18 protein-coding genes and 1 riboswitch are annotated in these 17,347 nt (G+C 46.5%); of the genes, 17 read left to right on the top strand and 1 reads right to left on the bottom strand.

The window, feature by feature from the left end; all coding sequences use genetic code 11:
• From IGI77_RS17295 to thiT, 6 genes are all read left to right on the top strand, one after another.
• Entirely contained in the window at positions 1-681 is a 681-nt protein-coding gene (locus IGI77_RS17295; RefSeq protein ID WP_005232967.1) for a metal ABC transporter ATP-binding protein, read from the top strand.
• A complete protein-coding gene (locus IGI77_RS17290; protein WP_015510624.1) occupies positions 654-1,484 on the top strand; it encodes a metal ABC transporter permease in 831 nt (276 codons plus the stop codon). Before IGI77_RS17295 ends, IGI77_RS17290 begins: the two co-directional genes overlap by 28 nt.
• 151 nt (positions 1,485-1,635) lie before the next feature.
• The gene (gene purR, locus IGI77_RS17285) at positions 1,636-2,460 is read left to right on the top strand and encodes a pur operon repressor (RefSeq protein ID WP_005230273.1); all 825 of its coding nucleotides are present in this window, start codon (positions 1,636-1,638) and stop codon (positions 2,458-2,460) included.
• Between the two features lie 178 nt (positions 2,461-2,638).
• The gene (gene glmU, locus IGI77_RS17280; RefSeq protein ID WP_086295788.1) at positions 2,639-4,012 is read left to right on the top strand and encodes a bifunctional UDP-N-acetylglucosamine diphosphorylase/glucosamine-1-phosphate N-acetyltransferase GlmU; all 1,374 of its coding nucleotides are present in this window, start codon (positions 2,639-2,641) and stop codon (positions 4,010-4,012) included.
• Positions 4,013-4,127: 115 nt separating this feature from the next.
• Positions 4,128-5,102: a ribose-phosphate diphosphokinase gene (locus IGI77_RS17275; protein WP_005230276.1), complete on the top strand. Its 975-nt coding sequence runs from the start codon at positions 4,128-4,130 to the stop codon at positions 5,100-5,102.
• A gap of 181 nt (positions 5,103-5,283) precedes the next feature.
• Positions 5,284-5,385, top strand: a riboswitch (TPP riboswitch).
• A gap of 52 nt (positions 5,386-5,437) precedes the next feature.
• Complete coding sequence (thiT, locus tag IGI77_RS17270; protein ID WP_280517189.1) at positions 5,438-6,010, top strand: energy-coupled thiamine transporter ThiT; 573 nt, start codon at positions 5,438-5,440, stop codon at positions 6,008-6,010.
• 56 nt (positions 6,011-6,066) lie between these two features.
• On the opposite strand, the gene IGI77_RS17265 is transcribed toward thiT, so the two are convergent.
• Complete coding sequence (locus IGI77_RS17265; RefSeq protein WP_005230281.1) at positions 6,067-6,855, bottom strand: hypothetical protein; 789 nt, start codon at positions 6,853-6,855, stop codon at positions 6,067-6,069.
• A 231-nt stretch (positions 6,856-7,086) separates the two neighbouring features.
• Here IGI77_RS17265 and IGI77_RS17260 point away from each other — a divergent pair, with 231 nt between their 5' ends.
• The 11 genes from IGI77_RS17260 (at position 7,087) to rsmB (ending at position 17,335) form a co-directional block, all read left to right on the top strand.
• A complete protein-coding gene (locus IGI77_RS17260; RefSeq protein ID WP_005230283.1) occupies positions 7,087-7,803 on the top strand; it encodes a class A sortase in 717 nt (238 codons plus the stop codon).
• Positions 7,804-7,878: 75 nt separating this feature from the next.
• Positions 7,879-9,543, top strand: coding sequence for a patatin-like phospholipase family protein (locus tag IGI77_RS17255; protein ID WP_438770453.1), 1,665 nt, complete (start codon positions 7,879-7,881; stop codon positions 9,541-9,543).
• Complete coding sequence (locus tag IGI77_RS17250) at positions 9,536-9,751, top strand: YdbC family protein (protein WP_005230288.1); 216 nt, start codon at positions 9,536-9,538, stop codon at positions 9,749-9,751. Before IGI77_RS17255 ends, IGI77_RS17250 begins: the two co-directional genes overlap by 8 nt.
• Before the next feature lie 27 nt (positions 9,752-9,778).
• Positions 9,779-10,663 carry a YicC/YloC family endoribonuclease gene (locus IGI77_RS17245; protein WP_010748861.1) on the top strand — a complete coding sequence of 295 codons (885 nt, stop codon included), beginning with the start codon at positions 9,779-9,781 and terminating at the stop codon, positions 10,661-10,663.
• Between the two features lie 13 nt (positions 10,664-10,676).
• Positions 10,677-10,958, top strand: a complete 282-nt coding sequence (locus IGI77_RS17240) for a hypothetical protein (protein WP_005230307.1) — start codon at positions 10,677-10,679, stop codon at positions 10,956-10,958.
• 124 nt (positions 10,959-11,082) lie between these two features.
• On the top strand, positions 11,083-11,697 hold the full coding sequence (gene gmk, locus IGI77_RS17235; protein ID WP_005230308.1) for a guanylate kinase: 615 nt from the start codon (positions 11,083-11,085) through the stop codon (positions 11,695-11,697).
• A gap of 5 nt (positions 11,698-11,702) precedes the next feature.
• Entirely contained in the window at positions 11,703-12,008 is a 306-nt protein-coding gene (gene rpoZ, locus IGI77_RS17230) for a DNA-directed RNA polymerase subunit omega (protein ID WP_005232977.1), read from the top strand.
• A gap of 128 nt (positions 12,009-12,136) precedes the next feature.
• Positions 12,137-14,539 carry a primosomal protein N' gene (gene priA / locus IGI77_RS17225; RefSeq protein ID WP_438770451.1) on the top strand — a complete coding sequence of 801 codons (2,403 nt, stop codon included), beginning with the start codon at positions 12,137-12,139 and terminating at the stop codon, positions 14,537-14,539.
• Positions 14,540-14,549: 10 nt separating this feature from the next.
• A complete protein-coding gene (def, locus tag IGI77_RS17220; protein WP_005230314.1) occupies positions 14,550-15,041 on the top strand; it encodes a peptide deformylase in 492 nt (163 codons plus the stop codon).
• The gene (gene fmt, locus IGI77_RS17215) at positions 15,034-15,987 is read left to right on the top strand and encodes a methionyl-tRNA formyltransferase (protein WP_010748863.1); all 954 of its coding nucleotides are present in this window, start codon (positions 15,034-15,036) and stop codon (positions 15,985-15,987) included. Before def ends, fmt begins: the two co-directional genes overlap by 8 nt.
• The gene (rsmB, locus tag IGI77_RS17210; RefSeq protein WP_438770448.1) at positions 15,977-17,335 is read left to right on the top strand and encodes a 16S rRNA (cytosine(967)-C(5))-methyltransferase RsmB; all 1,359 of its coding nucleotides are present in this window, start codon (positions 15,977-15,979) and stop codon (positions 17,333-17,335) included. The genes fmt and rsmB overlap by 11 nt, the downstream gene beginning before the upstream one ends.
• Positions 17,336-17,347 lie beyond the last annotated feature (12 nt).

The raw sequence follows: 17,347 nt of genomic DNA, 5'->3' as shown, positions 1-17,347 counted from the left end.
GTGCGTTATATCGATGTAAAAGATTTGACCTTTTATTATGATGATGAGCCCGTCTTGGAAGACATTTCCTACTTTGTCGAAGACGGCGAATTCGTGATTTTGACTGGCGAAAATGGGGCGGCAAAATCTACTTTGATCAAAGCAACCCTTGGTTTGTTGAAACCTTCTAAAGGAGCAGTCACCTTGGCGACCAAAAATGCTGCTGGTGAAAAATTAAGCATCGGCTACATTCCTCAGCAGATTGCTTCCTTTAACGTCGGGTTCCCCAGCACCGTTTTGGAATTGGTCCAATCGGGCCGCTACCCAAGAGATCGCTGGTTCAAGCGCTTGACGAAACGAGACCATGAGCATGTCCGCCGTGCATTAGATGCCGTCGGGATGTGGGACGTGCGTCATAAACGGATCGGCGAGTTGTCCGGTGGCCAAAAGCAGCGGATCAGCTTGGCACGGGTCTTTGCCACGGACCCTGATTTATTTATTTTAGATGAACCGACTACGGGGATGGATGAACAATCCCGCAATCTGTTTTATGAACTGCTACGGCACAATGCTCATGACCACGGCAAGTCGATTTTGATGATCACCCATGATCACGAAGATATCAAAGAATACGCGGACCGTCAGATCCGTTTAGTGCGGAAGGAGGATTCACCATGGCGCTGCTTTCATATGAATTCATGAGAAGAGCTTTTCTTGCGGCGATTTTTATTGCTGGTATCGCACCGATGCTGGGGGTCTTTCTAGTGATTCGGCGACAGTCATTGATGGCTGATACGCTGTCCCATGTCTCTTTAGCAGGGGTGGCACTAGGCTTCTTTCTAAATCTAAATCCGAGTTTGACGACGCTATTGATCGTAGTCATTGCCGCAATCATTTTGGAATACTTGCGAACACTGTACCGCAGTTATTCAGAGATCTCGATCGCCATTTTGATGTCTGGCGGCTTAGCGTTAGCCCTCGTCTTGATGAACCTTAGCGGGGGGAACTCCGCAACGAGTATCCAATCGTATTTGTTTGGGTCGATCGTTACGATCACACAAGAACAAGTCTGGATCTTAGGCTTTTTGTTTTTAGCCGTTTTTGCTTTATTCTTCTTATTCAAACGGCCCATGTACATTTTGACCTTTGATGAAGATACCGCTCATGTCGATGGCTTGCCTGTGCGAGTGATGTCGATGCTCTTTAATGTCTTGACGGGGGTGGCAATCGCCATGATGATCCCGATTGCGGGTGCATTGTTGATCTCTGCGATCATGGTTTTACCAGCTGCCATCAGTATGCGTTTAGGCAAGAGCTTCAATGCCGTGATTTTGATCAGTGTCGTGATCGGCATGATTGGGATGATGTCTGGTTTGACCAGTTCCTTTTATTTGGACACACCACCGGGAGCGACGATCACGCTGGTTTTTATCGCTCTTTTCTTAGTGATCAATTTGATCAAACGCATCGTGATCCTCGTGCAACGAAAACAACGCCTAAAATAAAGGGCTTTATGAAAAAGAAACGAAGAATTTTCGTTTCTTTTTTTTAAACTCTAATCAAAACCGAACAATATAAGCAATATTTTAGATAATGCTCGCATTTATCCCGAAAAAGCCTTATAATAAGGCGAATAAACTAAAGGAGTTGTCCGGTGTGAAAATACGTCGAAGTGAACGACTGATCGATATGACACATTACTTGTTGAATCATCCCCATGAATTGATTTCATTGTCCTTCTTTTCTAAACGATATGCCTCTGCAAAATCATCGATTAGCGAAGATTTATCTATTATCAAAAAGACCTTTAAAGAACGAGGAACAGGCATTCTTGATACCGTGCCAGGCGCTGCTGGCGGTGTTTTTTTTGTGCCTGAAATTTCTGAAGAAGAAGCGTATGCGTACGTCGAAGGGCTGGCAGAACGCTTGTCTGAGCAAGACCGTTTGTTGCCTGGCGGCTATGTTTATCTATCTGACTTATTAGGCGAACCGGAATTGCTGCGCCAAGTCGGCCGCATCATCGCTTCCAAATATTTAGGCGAACAAATCGATGCGGTGATGACCGTTGCTACTAAAGGAGTGCCGATCGCTCAAGCAGTCTCTTACTACTTGAATGTTCCCTTCGTGATCGTGCGTCGTGATTCCAAGATCACTGAAGGCTCGACCGTGAGTGTCAATTATGTCTCTGGTTCTTCAGAGCGCATCGAAAAAATGGAATTATCCAAGCGCAGCTTAAAGCGCGGCTCTAGAGTATTGGTGGTCGATGACTTTATGAAAGGCGGCGGCACGGTCAATGGGATGAAGAGCTTGATTGAAGAATTTGAAGCCGAATTAGTCGGTATTACGGTTTTTGCCGAAACGAAATTCAAAGGCAAGCGGGCCATCAGCGATTACAGTTCTCTGCTGTATGTTGAAGATGTCGATACCCAGACCAAAACGATCTCGGTAGTACCGGGAAATTACTTTGAGAAAAAAGCCTGATTTTTTGTGGCTCTTAGACTGGCGCAAGCAGCTGTTTTTTAAACGGCGGCCGCCAGTCTTTTTTTGATTGGTCTAGGTGGGGATTCCTTAAATCGTTGAAATTTACAAGTACTTGGGCTAAACTGTTTATAGGAAATTCAATGAACAAAAATCGTTCAGATTGATAGGAGTGGAATACGTGGACGCACGTTTTGCAATAATTTTAGCGGCTGGAAAAGGCACGCGCATGAAATCGAAGTTATATAAAGTGTTACATCCTGTTTGTGGCAAACCAATGGTGGAGCACATCATGAATCGAGTGGTGGAAACCAATCCTGAAGAGATCGTGACGATCGTCGGTCACGGGGCAGAAATGGTCAAAGAGCAACTGGGGGATCGCACCAACTATGCCTTACAAGCCGAACAATTGGGTACTGGCCATGCTGTCGTTCAAGCCGAATCATTTTTAAAAGGCAAAAAAGGGACGACCTTAGTGATCAGTGGGGATACACCGTTATTGACGACGGAAACCTTGAATAACTTGTTCGACTACCACCAAGGGAAAAATGCGTCGGCGACGATCTTAACGGCGCAAGCGGCAGACCCAACAGGCTATGGCCGAATCGTGCGGGATCGTGTCGGTATCGTGGAGAAAATCGTTGAGCAAAAAGATGCATCGATCGAAGAAGCGCTGATCCAAGAAATCAATACAGGGACGTATTGCTTCGACAATGAATTGTTATTTGACGCCTTGGCAAAATTAGATACGGACAATGCCCAAGGGGAGTACTACTTGACTGATATCATCGAGATCTTAAAGGAAGACGGCAAAATCATCGCTGCTTATCAAACCGAAGATTTTCATGAATCATTAGGAGTCAATGACCGCATCGCCTTAGCCGAAGCCAATCGCTTGATGCGTCAGCGGATCAATCGTCAGCACATGCAAAATGGCGTGACCTTGATCGATCCGGCAACGACTTATATCGACGAAGGTGTTGTGATCGGCTCAGATACTCTGATCGAAGCCGGTGTCACCATCAAAGGGAAGACGACGATCGGAGAAGACTGTGTCATTACGGCAGCTTCTGAAATAGAAGACAGCAAGATCGGCAACCAAGTGACGATCAAGGCATCGACGATCGAGGAGAGCATCATTCATGATGGCGCCGATGTCGGTCCCAATGCCCATCTTCGTCCTAATGCGGAAATTTTGGCCCATGCCCATATCGGGAACTTTGTGGAGGTCAAAAATGCGACGATTGGTGAAGGCACCAAAGTCGGACACTTGTCTTATGTTGGCGATGCGACCTTAGGCAAAAACATCAATGTCGGTTGCGGCGTAGTCTTTGTTAATTATGACGGCAAGAGCAAATTCAAAACGACTGTCGGCGACAATTGCTTTATCGGCTCTGGCTCCAATCTAGTTGCACCATTGACCATCGAAGAGGAAACGATGATCGCTGCTGGCTCAACGATCACCAAAGATATTCCTAAACACAGTATGGCGATTGCCCGCGCCCGTCAGGAAAATAAAGCGGATTACGCGAAAAAGTTGCCTTATCTAAATTAGAAATAGCGAAATGACTTGATTTCTTAAGGAAAAATGACTACTATTTATTAGGAAGAAGATTCTAGTAAAAGGAGTCATTTTTTTCTAGATGAACGCAAAGAAAGTGGAGGTTCTCATGTCAAATCATTATTTTGATCCAAGATTGAAGATTTTTTCTCTGAACTCAAATCGTCCTTTGGCGGAAAAAATCGCAGCTGCAGTAGGTGTTGAATTAGGTAAGTGTTCAGTCAAACAATTTAGCGATGGTGAAATCCAAGTGAATATTGAAGAAAGTATTCGTGGTGCCCACGTCTACGTGATTCAATCAACCAGCAGCCCTGTAAACGATAACTTAATGGAATTGCTGATCATGATCGATGCTTTGAAGCGCGCCAGTGCGAAGACGATCAATGTAGTAATGCCTTATTATGGTTATGCAAGACAAGACCGCAAAGCGCGATCAAGAGAACCAATCACCGCAAAACTTGTAGCAAACATGATCGAAAAAGCCGGTGCGAACCGCATGGTTACACTGGATTTGCATGCCTCACAGATTCAAGGGTTCTTTGATATCCCAGTTGACCACTTGATGGGTGCACCATTGATCGCCAACTACTTCTTGGAAAGAGGCATTCAAGGCGATGACGTCGTCGTCGTTTCACCAGACCACGGGGGCGTGACTCGTGCCCGTAAATTAGCTGAGTTTCTTAAGTCACCAATCGCGATCATCGACAAACGTCGTCCGAAAGCCAACGTAGCAGAAGTCATGAATATCATTGGTCATGTTGAAGGCAAAACTTGTGTCTTGATCGACGATATGATCGATACTGCTGGTACCATCACATTGGCTGCGAATGCGTTGAAACAAGCAGGTGCTAAAAGTGTTTACGCCTCATGTACCCACCCTGTCTTGTCAGGACCTGCCTTGGAACGGATCGAAGATTCTGCCATTGAGCATCTAGTTGTGACAGATTCGATTCACTTGCCAGAAGACCGCAAGTCGAAAAAAATCGATGAGATCAGTGTCGGTGCTTTGATGGGCGAAGCGATCAAACGAATCCATGAGAACAAACCAGTCAGTCCACTGTTTGAATCAAAATTATCAATTTAATCGTGTCTCATAAGCATGAGAACAACAGCCAATGGTCGGTCTTTAGCCCGTCATTGGCTGTTTTTTTCTGAGGAGTTTCAGGATGTTTTTAGAAAAAACGATCGCAGTCATGTTTCTTTTCACTAATTTATGGTATTCTTGAAAGTGACTTGCGAAATGCAAGCAAAAAATAAAATAGAATCTAATCACAAAGGGGAGTCTGCAAAGGCTGAGAATGAGAGTACTCTAAACCCTTCGTACCTGTTTCGATCATGCGAACGTAGGAATTGTGACGAGTTGAAGTGTCCAACACTTCTCCTTTGTGAATTGTGATGATTCTAAAGGAGGAGTTTTTTTTGAAACGAAAAATGTCGCTGCAGGTCTGGACGGAAGGAACGATGATCGCTGCAATTGGGGTCGTCTTGTCGTATATCCCGATCCAGACAGCCAATTCCAGTATCGACTTGTCTCTAGGTCTCGTGCCCTTGGTCTTGTATTCGTATCGTCGTGGGGTGCTGCCGGGAATGACAGCTGGATTTATGTGGGGCTTGCTGAATATCTTGATTGGTAGCGCCATGCGTAACTTTATCACCGTTCCACAGATCATCTTTGAATACCCCTTTGCCTTTGCTTTTGGCGGGATGGGCGGCTTGTTTGCTAATAAAATCCAGCAAGCGATCCGTCAAAACAGCAAAACCGTTACGTGGTATGTCGTCTTAGGGGGCATCGTGGCGGTGATCAGCCGTTGGTTTTGGCATTATTGGGCTGGGGTCTTTGTCTGGGGAATGTACGCACCGCCAGGACAAAGTCCGTATCTGTATTCCTTGATCTTCAATGGGACATCGGTCATTATCAATATCGTTTATGTAGGGGTCGTCCTAGGTCTCTTAGTCAAGGCAGCCCCGAAATTATTTGTCCCGAAAGCTTAGTTTTTTAGAAATGAAATCATAAAAAATGTCTTGATGCGCTTTGAGAAAGAGAAGCATCAAGACATTTTTTTGTCGATAAAGCCAAACGCTAGATCTTCTTGGTCGATTTCCAACGACCAGCTTTTTTTGCTGGCTGAATAGCGTAAAACAGCGATTTGATCCAGCTCTTTTTGATTGACCAGCGTGTTTTTTAAGCCAGCATCTTCTGACAGATAGATCGGGATCGTATAGGTTCTGTCGATCAATTGTTCTTGTGTCAGACAAAAGACGATGCCTTCTTGCATGATTCCCCGCAATTCTTTCAGCAAATTAAAATCGAGCTTTTCCACCGGTGTTGCTTTTTTAAAAAAGGAGAGGCGATCATTGATTTTTTCTAAGACGATGCGGGTGATCCGATCCGCCAAGATCCGATAATATTCATCTAAATAGCGATAATAAACGCGGGAACGTGCATCTTTTAAGTCAAAGAAAACAAAGTTATTTTGCAGTTTGTAAAAGAAAGGGGAGTGGAGGTGTGTCTTCATGTGGCCAAAATATAACAACTCGGAGATCTCTAAAGGCGTCAATTCTTTGACCATCTCGTAATCATTAAAATCGATCCACTTCATTTCTTCGGCAACACGACCTTTGTTGATCTGCTGAAAAAACAGTTGGACGTCTTCCATTCCGCGTATCACTTTTAAGCCCGTATGACCGTCGAATTCGCCGAAATCACTGGAAGGATCAAGCAAGAGCAAATTCTTGGGCTGATGGACAATGCTCTTGTTAAAATCTTGGGGGGCAAGCCCGCGGGTCAAGACGGCATTGCTGGTTGTATCAATATGTACGTAAATCGTGTTAGACATGCCGATCGATCCCTCCTATATACTAAGTTCATTCTACAACAAAGCGCTGAAAATTGCTTGTATCTTTTCGTTTAAAGTTATATTACAAAATAACAGAAAAAACAATTTTTAAGTTCCCTTTTTCGACAAAAAAAGGCAAATCTTGTCTTTTCGTAAAAAAACTGGCCAAAATTGGCGTCTTTATGAGGATTTTGGTATGATAAAAGAAGAAACTAATGGAGACGAAAACCTATGAGAAAAAAGAAACGCAGACTTTCAAATTGGCTGAGCAATCTCTTTTTGCTTTTGCTGTTATTGATTGGTTTAGCATTGATTTTTAATAATCAAATCAAAAATTATTTTATTAAACAAACGGGTGAAGCTTACGCAGTCGGCACCATTGATCGCAGTGATGTGGAAAAAAATATGGAAGCGGAAGCGACCTTTGATTTTGATGCCGTGGAGCCGGCGAGTTCAGAAGCAGTCTTACGGGCGCAGCTGAGCAACAAAGCCTTGCCAGTGATCGGCGGCGTGGCGGTTCCTAGTGTGGGGATCAATCTGCCGATTTTTAAAGGCTTGGCCAACGAGGCCTTGCTGTATGGTGCTGGTACGTTAAGTCCCACCCAAAAAATGGGGGAAGGCAATTACGCACTAGCCAGCCATCGCGCTCAATCGCCAGAGCTTTTGTTTACGCCATTGGATGATGTCGCCATCGGGGCGGCTATCTATGTGACCGATCTGGAAAATATTTACACGTATACCGCGACTTCTTCTGTGCGGGTCGACCCGACCGATGTCTATTTGCTTGACGAAGTGGAAGGCCGTAAAATGATCACGCTGATCACCTGTGGCGAAATGGGCGGTGTCACCCGTCGTGTGATCCAAGGTGATCTGGAATCTGTAACGCCTGTCGACGAAGCAACGGATGAGATGCTGGCGGCATTCAACATGGCACAACGAACATTTTAATCAAAAGAATAGCTCGAGTGGTACGGCAGCTGGCGTGTCATTCGTCTATTCTTTTTTGCTTGAGGAGGCGTCTTGATGAAAGTGAAAAAACTGACTTCGATCGATTTTCTTGCACAAAGGGCAGGATTTCAAGAAAGCCGACTCGTCTTTTCCTTTTTTGAGTCGCATTCAAAAGCGCGACGAGCCTTTCTAGCCGATATAGCGCAGCAGGGCTGGCAGATCGACAGCCGTTACGGACGTTTTTACCTTGCTGGGCAGTTTGATTTTGACCAAAAGACACTGACTATCACCAATCTGCTGGTGGAAGCAGCCGCCGATTTTACTTGGAAACAACTGCTAGCCGTGACAGAAAGCTTTGCCCGCAGTCGTTTTGTAGCAGCTGTCTTGTGGCAGCTTCCTCATCGAACCCCCTTGGCTGAGTGGTTTATCCAGCAAGGGTATCAGGTGATCCCTCAAGGGTATCAAAGAGCGCTAGCTTATCAGACGGCGCTGGTTTTAGGCGGTGGCGGTGCTCACGGGGCGTATCAAATCGGTGTTTGGCAAGCGCTGCAAGAACGGGGCATCACCTTTGAATGGATCACGGGAACTTCCGTCGGTGCCTTGAATGGCGCCTTGATTTTAATGAACGATGTGGAAGCGGCCGTCGATTTATGGGCAAATATCTCTAACGAGCAAGTATTGCACTACCCGCTTGCTTCGGTACGTGCCCAAACACTGCGAGATTTGATGAATCAAGCCAATTCACTGGTCCGCGAAGCGGTCAAAAGCAACGGTGCCAGTACCGAACCGTTGGCAAAGCTTTTGCAAAAGACCTTTGATCAAGAAAAATTCAGCCAAACTGCTTGTCGTTTGCTGATCTGTACGACTCGTCTGCCCGATTTCAAGGAGACGGTTTATGCCTTTGATCCATCCGCAGTAGAGGAAAATCTGCATTGGTTGTTGGCATCCGCTTCATTTTATCCAGCGATGCAGGCGCAAAAAATTAACGACGCTTATTACATCGATGGCGGCTATCGCAACAACCTGCCCATCGATGTCGCTGTCCAGCAAGGGGCAACGGAATGTATCACCGTGGATGTCCAAGGACCTGGCATCAATAAAAGGACGGTTGTGACGGAAGAAACTGCGCAGCTTTCGTTGGGGTCTCCTTGGTCCTTAGGCAGCTTTTTGGTTTTTGATGCCCAGCGTTCGCTGGATAATATGACCTTAGGCTATTTGGAAACCTTGAAAGTGTTCGGCAAATACCAAGGCCATTGGTATACCTTTGAAAGGACGGTTGATTTTCAGCCGTTATGGCGGGGCTTTTTGAAAGAGCTGCGCCAGACAGACCCGCTGCTTTATCAGGAACTAAAGAAAAAAGAATTTTGGAAAAAAATGCGTAAATTCTATCAACAGGATGTGCCATTTGAGCAGTGGGGGCGTATACTGATAGAGTGTACCGCGAAAGTATTGTATCTAGCGCCTACAGTGATTTATGAGCAGGAAACGATTCTAACGGCTTTAGCTGAAAAAATTGCGCTAAAGGCAGTGGAAGAAGCCGATGCCTGGTCGATCACCGAGTGGCTGAGCTATTATCGCGACCGTTTTTTTGTCTTGTCCGAGCAAAACCGCTTTTTCTTTTTTTATCGGACGCAGCAATTGAATCTGCCCGCCCTTCAGCAGATTCGGCGGCGTTACCCGCTGACTGCTTTAATGGCAGCGTATAGTCACTATCTTTTGAAAGGAGCAGAAAATGGATAAATTTTCGTATGAAATCGTTGAAGAGATCGCCGTGCTTTCGGAAAATCAAAGAGGCTGGCGCAAAGAATTGAATTTGGTGAGCTGGAATGGGCGTCCGCCAAAATTTGATCTGAGAGATTGGGGCCCAGAGCACGAGAAGATGGGCAAAGGCGTGACCTTATCCAATGAAGAATTTGCAGAACTTAAAAAAGCCCTGCTTTCCATGTAAGAAAGCAAAACGGTGAGGAGTGATCAAATGAAAAGTATGACTGGTTTTGGCAAAGGCAGTGCAGAAACGCCAGATGTGCAGATCGAAATTGAGATCAAAAGTGTCAATCAGCGCTTTTTGGACCTGCAGCTGCGAATGCCCAAACAATTGAATCCTCTTGAAGGTGCTTTACGGCAGTCGATCAAGCAGACCCTCCAGCGAGGACGAATCGAATTGTATGTGACGTTAAAAGAAAAAACCACAAATACGAAACAGATCGAGATCCAATGGGACTTGCTGGAACGTTTCATGCAGGAGATCGATACCGAAGCCAAAGACCGTTTTGACCTAGCAGAGCTGCCCAAAGCAGCATTGCTGGAACAATTCCTGCTCCATGAGGCCTTTCTAACGATCTCTGATCAAGAGCCAGAAGAAAGCACCTTGGCCGATGGCGTGATGGAAGCATTAGATCAAGCGCTGGCAGCGATCGATCAAAGCCGCTGGGTGGAAGGGCAAGGTATTCTGCAGATCTTGCAAGAAAACCAGCGACAGCTGCAGGAAAAGCTGACAGAACTCAAACAATTCGTGGCCCTCTATGAGGCGGACTACCAAGAACGCTTTGAAAAGAAACTGACTGCTTATTTAGGGGAAGAAGTCGATCGCGATCGTTTACTGACAGAGTTGGCGATTTTATTAGAACGCGGCGATATCCACGAAGAACTGGATCGTTTAAGTATCCATTTAACGACGATGACGGAGCTGCTGGCAGCTGAGACACCGATAGGTCGAGAGCTGGATTTCTTGATCCAAGAGATGAACCGAGAAGTCAATACGATTGGCTCAAAATCAAGTCCGATCCAAATCAAAAACAGTGTCGTCCAAATGAAGACGATCATTGAAAAAATCAGAGAACAAGTTCAAAACATCGAGTAGGAGGAATGAACCAATGAAATATTACGATATCACCTTTCACGAACTAAGCGGAAAAAATGTCATCAAGCGCAGTATTCCTTCTGACAAAGAGAATTTCTCTGCGTGGGAAGATGCTTGCGTAGCCATCGAGCCAGATTTTCTCCATCTATTAGTTGATGGCGTAGCTGTTTCTTTAAATCGTCGGTACATCGTACGTATCGATTGCCAAGAAGTGACGGATCCTACTGAAAAAGCGATCACCGCTAAAGACGAATTGGCAGGGGTCATCAATACCTTAAGCAACATGGGCTTTTAAGAAAGCGACCGAAGTGTAGACTAGCAATTTCATGAAATTCCCATTATAATAAAGTAGTTCTTGAAAGTTGCTGAAAAAAAGTGCAAAATAGACGTTAAGCAAATGTCAGTGAAAGGACGTCATTATGTCAGAGCGAGGATTACTTATAGTTTTATCAGGACCTTCCGGAGTAGGGAAAGGGACCGTGCGCAAAGCAATTTTTGAGAGTGACGACAACGATTTTCAATATTCCGTTTCAATGACCACTCGTCAAAAACGCGAGGGGGAAGTGGAAGGGGTCGATTACTATTTCCGCACGCGTGAAGAATTTGAAGCCTTGATCGAAGCCGGTGAAATGCTGGAATACGCCGAATATGTCGGCAATTATTATGGAACCCCATTATCTTATGTCCAACAGACACTGGATCAAGGAAAAGATGTGTTTTTAGAGATCGAAGTGCAAGGGGCAAAACAAGTAAAAGACAAAGTTCCCGATGGTGTGTTTATTTTTCTGACGCCACCTGATCTGGCAGAATTACGCTCTCGTATTACAGGAAGAGGAACCGACTCTGCCGAAGTGATCGATGAACGGATGCGTGTCGCCCGTGAAGAAATCGAAATGATGGCTTTGTATGATTATGCCGTTGTCAATGATGAAGTACCTAAGGCAGTCCAACGAATTCGCGAAATTATTTCGAGTGAACATTTTCGCGTTGACCGAGTGATCGGAACCTATATCAAAATGTTAGAGGAGCTGTAAGAAATATGATGTTAAAACCTTCAATCGATTCTTTGTTGGATCGTGTCAATTCAAAATATTCATTAGTGATCTTAGCAAGCAAACGGGCGCATGAACTTGATGCCGGTGCGCAAGCAACACTAGAAAACTTTGATTCAGTGAAAAGCGTGGGTCAAGCACTTGAAGAAATCGAAGCGGAATTAGTCGTTAATGATCCGCATCCAGAAATCAAGCGTGCCCGCTTGAAAATGGAACAAGAAGAGCGCAAAGCGCAAAAAGACCAAGAACAAAAAGAATTAGAAGCGCGTATCCGCGACGAACAAAAGCTATAGACAAAAGCAAGCTAGAGCACGCCTGTGTTCTGGCTTTTTCTTTTGAATGATGATGGTTAAATTTTTGTAAGGGGTACAGACAAACCCCCACCCATTTAGTAAAATAGAACCTAAAAGGAGGAGAAGAAATGGCGTACATAGCAGAAGTGATCGTGGATGTTCCCACGATGCAGACCGATCAGCCTTTTACCTATCTGATCCCATCAGAATTACAAGCCGCCATTGAGACAGGGATGCGGGTCGAAGTGCCATTTGGAAAGGGCGACCGCCATATCCAAGGGTTCGTCGTCGGCCTTTCAGAAGTTGCCGAACCGCAGCAGACCTTAAAACCAATCGTTCGTTTGTTGGATTTGTCGCCTGTCGTCAATGAAGAACTTCTCCAATTAGCCGACTACATGAAGGAAACGACCTTTGCCTTTAAGATCACTTGCTTGCAGACGATGCTGCCTAGTGTGATGAAAGCCGAGTACCAAAAGCAGATCGTTTTGCTGGAAGGAAATCATCCCATCAAAGAATATTTTCCCGAAAACGGCATCCTCAGCTGGCAAGACGCCGAAAGTGCAGGGCTGTTGCCGCAGTTGAAGCCTTTGCGGGAAGCCGCAGTAGTTGAATTGCAGTATCTCGTGAAAAATAAAAACAAAGCGAAAATGACCCGTTACATTGAACGCAAGATCGATCCAGCAGAAATCCCCGCCGTCCAGCAACAGCTGCGCAAAGGAGCCAAACGCAAGCTGGAAATCTTACAGATTTTGACAGAGGAAGCCCGCTTGCCGGTTTCCTTTTTTACCGAACAAGGGATTTCCACCGCGGCTTTGAACCAAGCGCAAGAAGCTGGTTGGCTGACCTTTACGGAAGTTGAAGCCTACCGTGATCCTTACAAAGACCGTCAATTTCAAAAAACGGTCCCGCTTGAATTAAATGAAGAACAGGCAGCTGCAGTAGCGCAAATCACTGCTTGTGCGGATGACCAAGAGGCACAGACTTTTTTACTGGAAGGGATCACCGGCAGTGGAAAAACAGAAGTCTACCTGCAAGCGATCGCCCAATTGCTGAAACAAGGCAAAACCGCGATCATGCTCGTGCCAGAGATCGCGTTGACCCCGCAAATGGTCGAACGCTTTAAAAGCCGCCTCGGCGACGCAGTGGCTGTTTTACACAGCGGCTTGTCCCAAGGTGAAAAATACGATGAATGGCGTAAGATCGAACGTGGGGAGGCGCAGGTGGTGGTTGGCGCCCGCTCGGCGATTTTTGCTCCGTTGAAAAACATCGGGGTCATCATCGTCGATGAGGAGCACGAAGCCTCCTACAAGCAAGATGAAGCCCCTCGTTACCATGCGAGAGATTTAGCGATTTGGCGCAGCCAGTACCATCACTGTCCAGTGGTGTTAGGCAGTGCGACGCCGTCATTGGAATCTCGTGCCCGGGCGCAAAAAGAAGTCTACCGCTTATTGAAATTGAATCAGCGGGCAAAAACCAGTGCGCAATTACCGCAGATCGAAGTCGTGGATATGCGTACCGAATTTGCCAATAAAAAGTATCAAACCTTTTCTCGTCCGTTACAGGAAAAAATTACAGACCGCTTGGCCCGCAAAGAACAGATCGTCTTGCTGCTGAATCGGCGCGGCTACTCTTCCTTCGTGATGTGCCGCGATTGTGGGTATGTTTTGCCTTGCCCAAATTGCGACATCTCCTTGACGCTGCATATGGATACCAAAACGATGCGCTGTCATTATTGCGGACATGAAGAACACATCCCCCATCGTTGCCCCAACTGCAATGCAGACAAGATTCGGTATTACGGAACGGGCACGCAAAAAGTGGAAGAAGAGTTGAAAGAACTGTTTCCCGAAGCGCGGGTCTTACGGATGGATGTCGATACCACCCGCAAAAAAGGCGCCCATGAAAAAATCTTGACCTTGTTTGGGGAGAAAAAAGCGGATATTTTGTTAGGGACTCAAATGATCGCCAAAGGCTTGGATTTCCCTGATATCACACTGGTAGGGGTCTTGAATGCCGATACAGCCTTGAATTTGCCAGATTTTCGTTCAAGTGAACGGACGTTCCAGCTGTTGACTCAGGTCAGTGGTCGGGCAGGTCGGGCGGAAAAAACCGGCGAAGTGGTGATCCAAACATTCAACCCTGAGCACTACGCCATCCAATTGGCGCAGTCGCAAGATTACGAAGATTTCTATCAAAAAGAGATGTGGATGCGGCACCAAAGCGGCTATCCACCGTATTATTTCACCGTCAAAATCACCTGCAGTCATCCCGAAGAGCAAGTCGCAGCTCAGAAGATGTTTGCGATCGCGCGGGATCTGCAGCAGGAGCTGTCACCGCAGAGTATTTTGTTGGGGCCGGCACCCAGTGCGATTTTGCGGGTGAAAAACCGTTATTACTACCAATTGATCATTAAATACAAAAATGAACCGCAGCTACCTGCTTTGTTGACCCGTCTGTTGGATCAAAGTCAAATCGATCAGCGCAAAGGATTGTACGTGTCGATTGACCAAGAGCCGTTGAATTTTATTTAGAGGAGAAAATATGCGTTATCCTATTATTATCACCCCCGATGAACGTCTTCGTCGGCAAGCAAAACCCGTCAAAGTTATTACCGATGAGCTCGTTCAGCTACTAGACGACCTTTATGAAACGATGGTCGCCCACGACGGGATCGGTATTGCCGCACCGCAAGTCGGCAAAAACCTGCAAGTGGCGATCGTGGAAGTCGAAGAAGACGACCGCTTTGAAATGATCAACCCTGAGATCATCGCTTCTTCTGGTGAATCCCTTGATGTGGAAGGCTGCTTGAGTATTCCCCACACCTTTGGGACCGTCAAACGAGCAGACGAGATCACTGTCCGCTATTTCGACCGAGAAGGAGAGGAAATGGAAGTGGAAGCATTCGGCTACTTGGCGCGTGCGATGCAGCATGAGATCGATCATTTAAATGGCGTGCTGTTTGTCGACAAGCTCGTCGAACGCATTCCTGAAGAAGACTTAGAAAAGTATATGGAGGAACATGAAAATGACTAAAATCGTCTTTATGGGTACCCCGGCGTTTTCCGTCCCAATTTTAGAAGGCTTGCTTGAAGCTGGCTATGAAGTGGCAGCAGTCGTGACCCAGCCGGATCGTCCCGTCGGTCGCAAAAAAACCATCACTCCGACCCCCGTTAAAGAAGCGGCGATGAAGCATGGCTTGTTGGTTTTACAACCAGAAAAAATCAGTGGGTCACCAGAAATGGAGCAGATTCAAGCTTTAGCACCTGATCTGCTGATCACGGCAGCTTTCGGCCAATTTTTACCTAGTGCGTTACTAGAAGTACCAAAGCATGGCGCTATCAACGTTCATGCGTCCCTACTGCCGAAATACCGTGGCGGAGCACCTGTGCATTATGCCATCATGGAAGGGGAGCAAGAAACGGGTGTAACCATCATGGAAATGATCAAAAAAATGGATGCTGGCGGTATTTTTGCTCAAGCTCGCTTGCCGATCACGGCCCAAGATGATGTGGGGACGATGTTTGATAAGTTGAGCCTATTAGGCAAAGACTTGCTGCTGGAAACTGTGCCGAAAATCTTGTCGGGAGAGCTGCAGCCTGTCCCGCAAGAAGAAGCAAAAGTCACCTTTTCACCAAATATCAGCCGTGAACAAGAAGCCATCGACTGGCAGAAAACGGCGGTGCAAATCGATGCCCAAGTCCGAGGCATGCGACCATGGCCGATCGCCTTTACGACACAAAATGGCAACCGCTGGAAACTTTGGCAAGTAACACCGCTGGAGCAAACGACGACAGCCCAGCCAGGAACGATCATTGAACGGACGAAAAAAACGTTGCTGATCGCTTGTGGGGAAGGCACGGTATTGGCTATCGATGAATTGCAGCCAGCTGGAAAAGGCCGACAAGACATTGCTGCATTCTTAAACGGCAGTGGACAACAGATTCAAAAAGGGGATCAGGTAGGTACCTATGAAGCGTAATCTTGGAGACATACAATATACAGTGCGTTTTGTGGCACTAGAAGCGTTGTTGCGAATCGAAAAAGGCGGCGCTTATTCCAATCTACTGCTGCGGGAATTGATGAATCAAGGGCGTTTAAATGACAAAGACGGTCGCTTGCTGACTGAATTGGTGTACGGCACCATCAGTCGTCAGCTTTTATTGGATTATTATTTGGATCGGTTTATTAAAAATGCCCGCAAAGTCGACCCGTGGGTCAAAACGCTGCTGCGGCTTTCCTTGTATCAGATGCTGTATCTCGATAAAGTACCCGCCCATGCCATCATTCATGAAGCCGTGGATATTGCGAAAGCCAAAGGCAATCCGGGAACTGGAAAATTCGTCAATGGCGTCCTGCGCACGATCCAACGACAAGGAGTGCCAGACTTGGCATTGATCAAAGACCCAATGGAACGTTTAGCAACGGAAATCAGTTTGCCCCTGTGGCTAACGAAGAAACTAGTCAAACAAATTGGGATCGAAGAAACCAGTGAGCTGGGCTATGCCCTATTTGAACCCAATCATGCCAGTGGTCGTATCGATCTGCAGCGCATCTCGCAAGCAGCAGCGATCGAACGGCTGCAAGAAGAAGGCATCGACGCACGACCAAGTGAGCTTTCCCCCTATGGGGTTGTGGCTGACAAAGGCTTTATGGCGGGCTCGTCCCTTTACAAAGAAGGTTTACTGACGATCCAAGATGAAAGTTCGATGCTGGTTGCCCCCGTTTTACAAGTAGCCCGAGACCATCAAGTACTGGATGCCTGCGCAGCACCAGGAGGCAAAACGACCCATATCGCTGCCTTCTTGTCTGCCGCAGAGGGCGGCAAAGTGACAGCACTGGATATCCATGCCCATAAGGTTAAGCTGATTCAGCAAAATGCCCAACGTTTAGGCGTCGAAGCAGTTGTGGAGACCCGCGTGATGGATGCGCGGGAGACGGCTCAAACCTTTGCACCCGAACAATTTGATCGCATCTTAGTGGATGCCCCTTGTTCTGGATTAGGGTTGATGCGCCGTAAACCGGACATCAAATACAGCAAGACGGAAGCCGATTTCCAACGCTTGCCGCAGATTCAGCGAGAGATTTTGGAAAGTGCCGCCCCAACCCTGAAAAAATCGGGTATAATGGTCTACAGCACATGCACGATTCTAGTGGAAGAAAATCAACAAGTCGTGGCAGCGTTTCTCGCTGACCATCCTGAATTTGAGCAAATGCCTCTTGCGGTAGGACCGCTGGCAGCCGAAGCGGTTCAAGAGGATATGTTGACGATCTATCCGCAAGATTTTATGACAGATGGCTTTTTTATCAGTTGTCTACGCAAAAAGTAACGAGGTGAAAGA

It is taken from the genome of Enterococcus sp. DIV0213h (genome assembly GCF_051711285.1).
GTDB lineage: Bacteria > Bacillota > Bacilli > Lactobacillales > Enterococcaceae > Enterococcus_D > Enterococcus_D casseliflavus.
Note: the sequence above shows the minus strand (reverse complement) of the source record. Positions and strands in the feature narration are given on the sequence as shown.

What these genes read in the sequence shown, in the direction of transcription:
- IGI77_RS17255 (WP_438770453.1), top strand. Translation starts at nt 7,879, where the DNA reads ATGAAAGTGAAAAAACTGACTTCGATCGATTTTCTTGCACAAAGGGCA.
- IGI77_RS17290 (WP_015510624.1), top strand. Translation starts at nt 654, where the DNA reads ATGGCGCTGCTTTCATATGAATTCATGAGAAGAGCTTTTCTTGCGGCG.
- rpoZ (WP_005232977.1), top strand. Translation starts at nt 11,703, where the DNA reads ATGATGTTAAAACCTTCAATCGATTCTTTGTTGGATCGTGTCAATTCA.
- def (WP_005230314.1), top strand. Translation starts at nt 14,550, where the DNA reads ATGCGTTATCCTATTATTATCACCCCCGATGAACGTCTTCGTCGGCAA.
- IGI77_RS17260 (WP_005230283.1), top strand. Translation starts at nt 7,087, where the DNA reads ATGAGAAAAAAGAAACGCAGACTTTCAAATTGGCTGAGCAATCTCTTT.
- priA (WP_438770451.1), top strand. Translation starts at nt 12,137, where the DNA reads ATGGCGTACATAGCAGAAGTGATCGTGGATGTTCCCACGATGCAGACC.
- IGI77_RS17240 (WP_005230307.1), top strand. Translation starts at nt 10,677, where the DNA reads ATGAAATATTACGATATCACCTTTCACGAACTAAGCGGAAAAAATGTC.
- IGI77_RS17250 (WP_005230288.1), top strand. Translation starts at nt 9,536, where the DNA reads ATGGATAAATTTTCGTATGAAATCGTTGAAGAGATCGCCGTGCTTTCG.
- fmt (WP_010748863.1), top strand. Translation starts at nt 15,034, where the DNA reads ATGACTAAAATCGTCTTTATGGGTACCCCGGCGTTTTCCGTCCCAATT.
- IGI77_RS17265 (WP_005230281.1), bottom strand. Translation starts at nt 6,855, where the DNA reads ATGTCTAACACGATTTACGTACATATTGATACAACCAGCAATGCCGTC.
- IGI77_RS17245 (WP_010748861.1), top strand. Translation starts at nt 9,779, where the DNA reads ATGAAAAGTATGACTGGTTTTGGCAAAGGCAGTGCAGAAACGCCAGAT.
- gmk (WP_005230308.1), top strand. Translation starts at nt 11,083, where the DNA reads ATGTCAGAGCGAGGATTACTTATAGTTTTATCAGGACCTTCCGGAGTA.
- rsmB (WP_438770448.1), top strand. Translation starts at nt 15,977, where the DNA reads ATGAAGCGTAATCTTGGAGACATACAATATACAGTGCGTTTTGTGGCA.
- IGI77_RS17275 (WP_005230276.1), top strand. Translation starts at nt 4,128, where the DNA reads ATGTCAAATCATTATTTTGATCCAAGATTGAAGATTTTTTCTCTGAAC.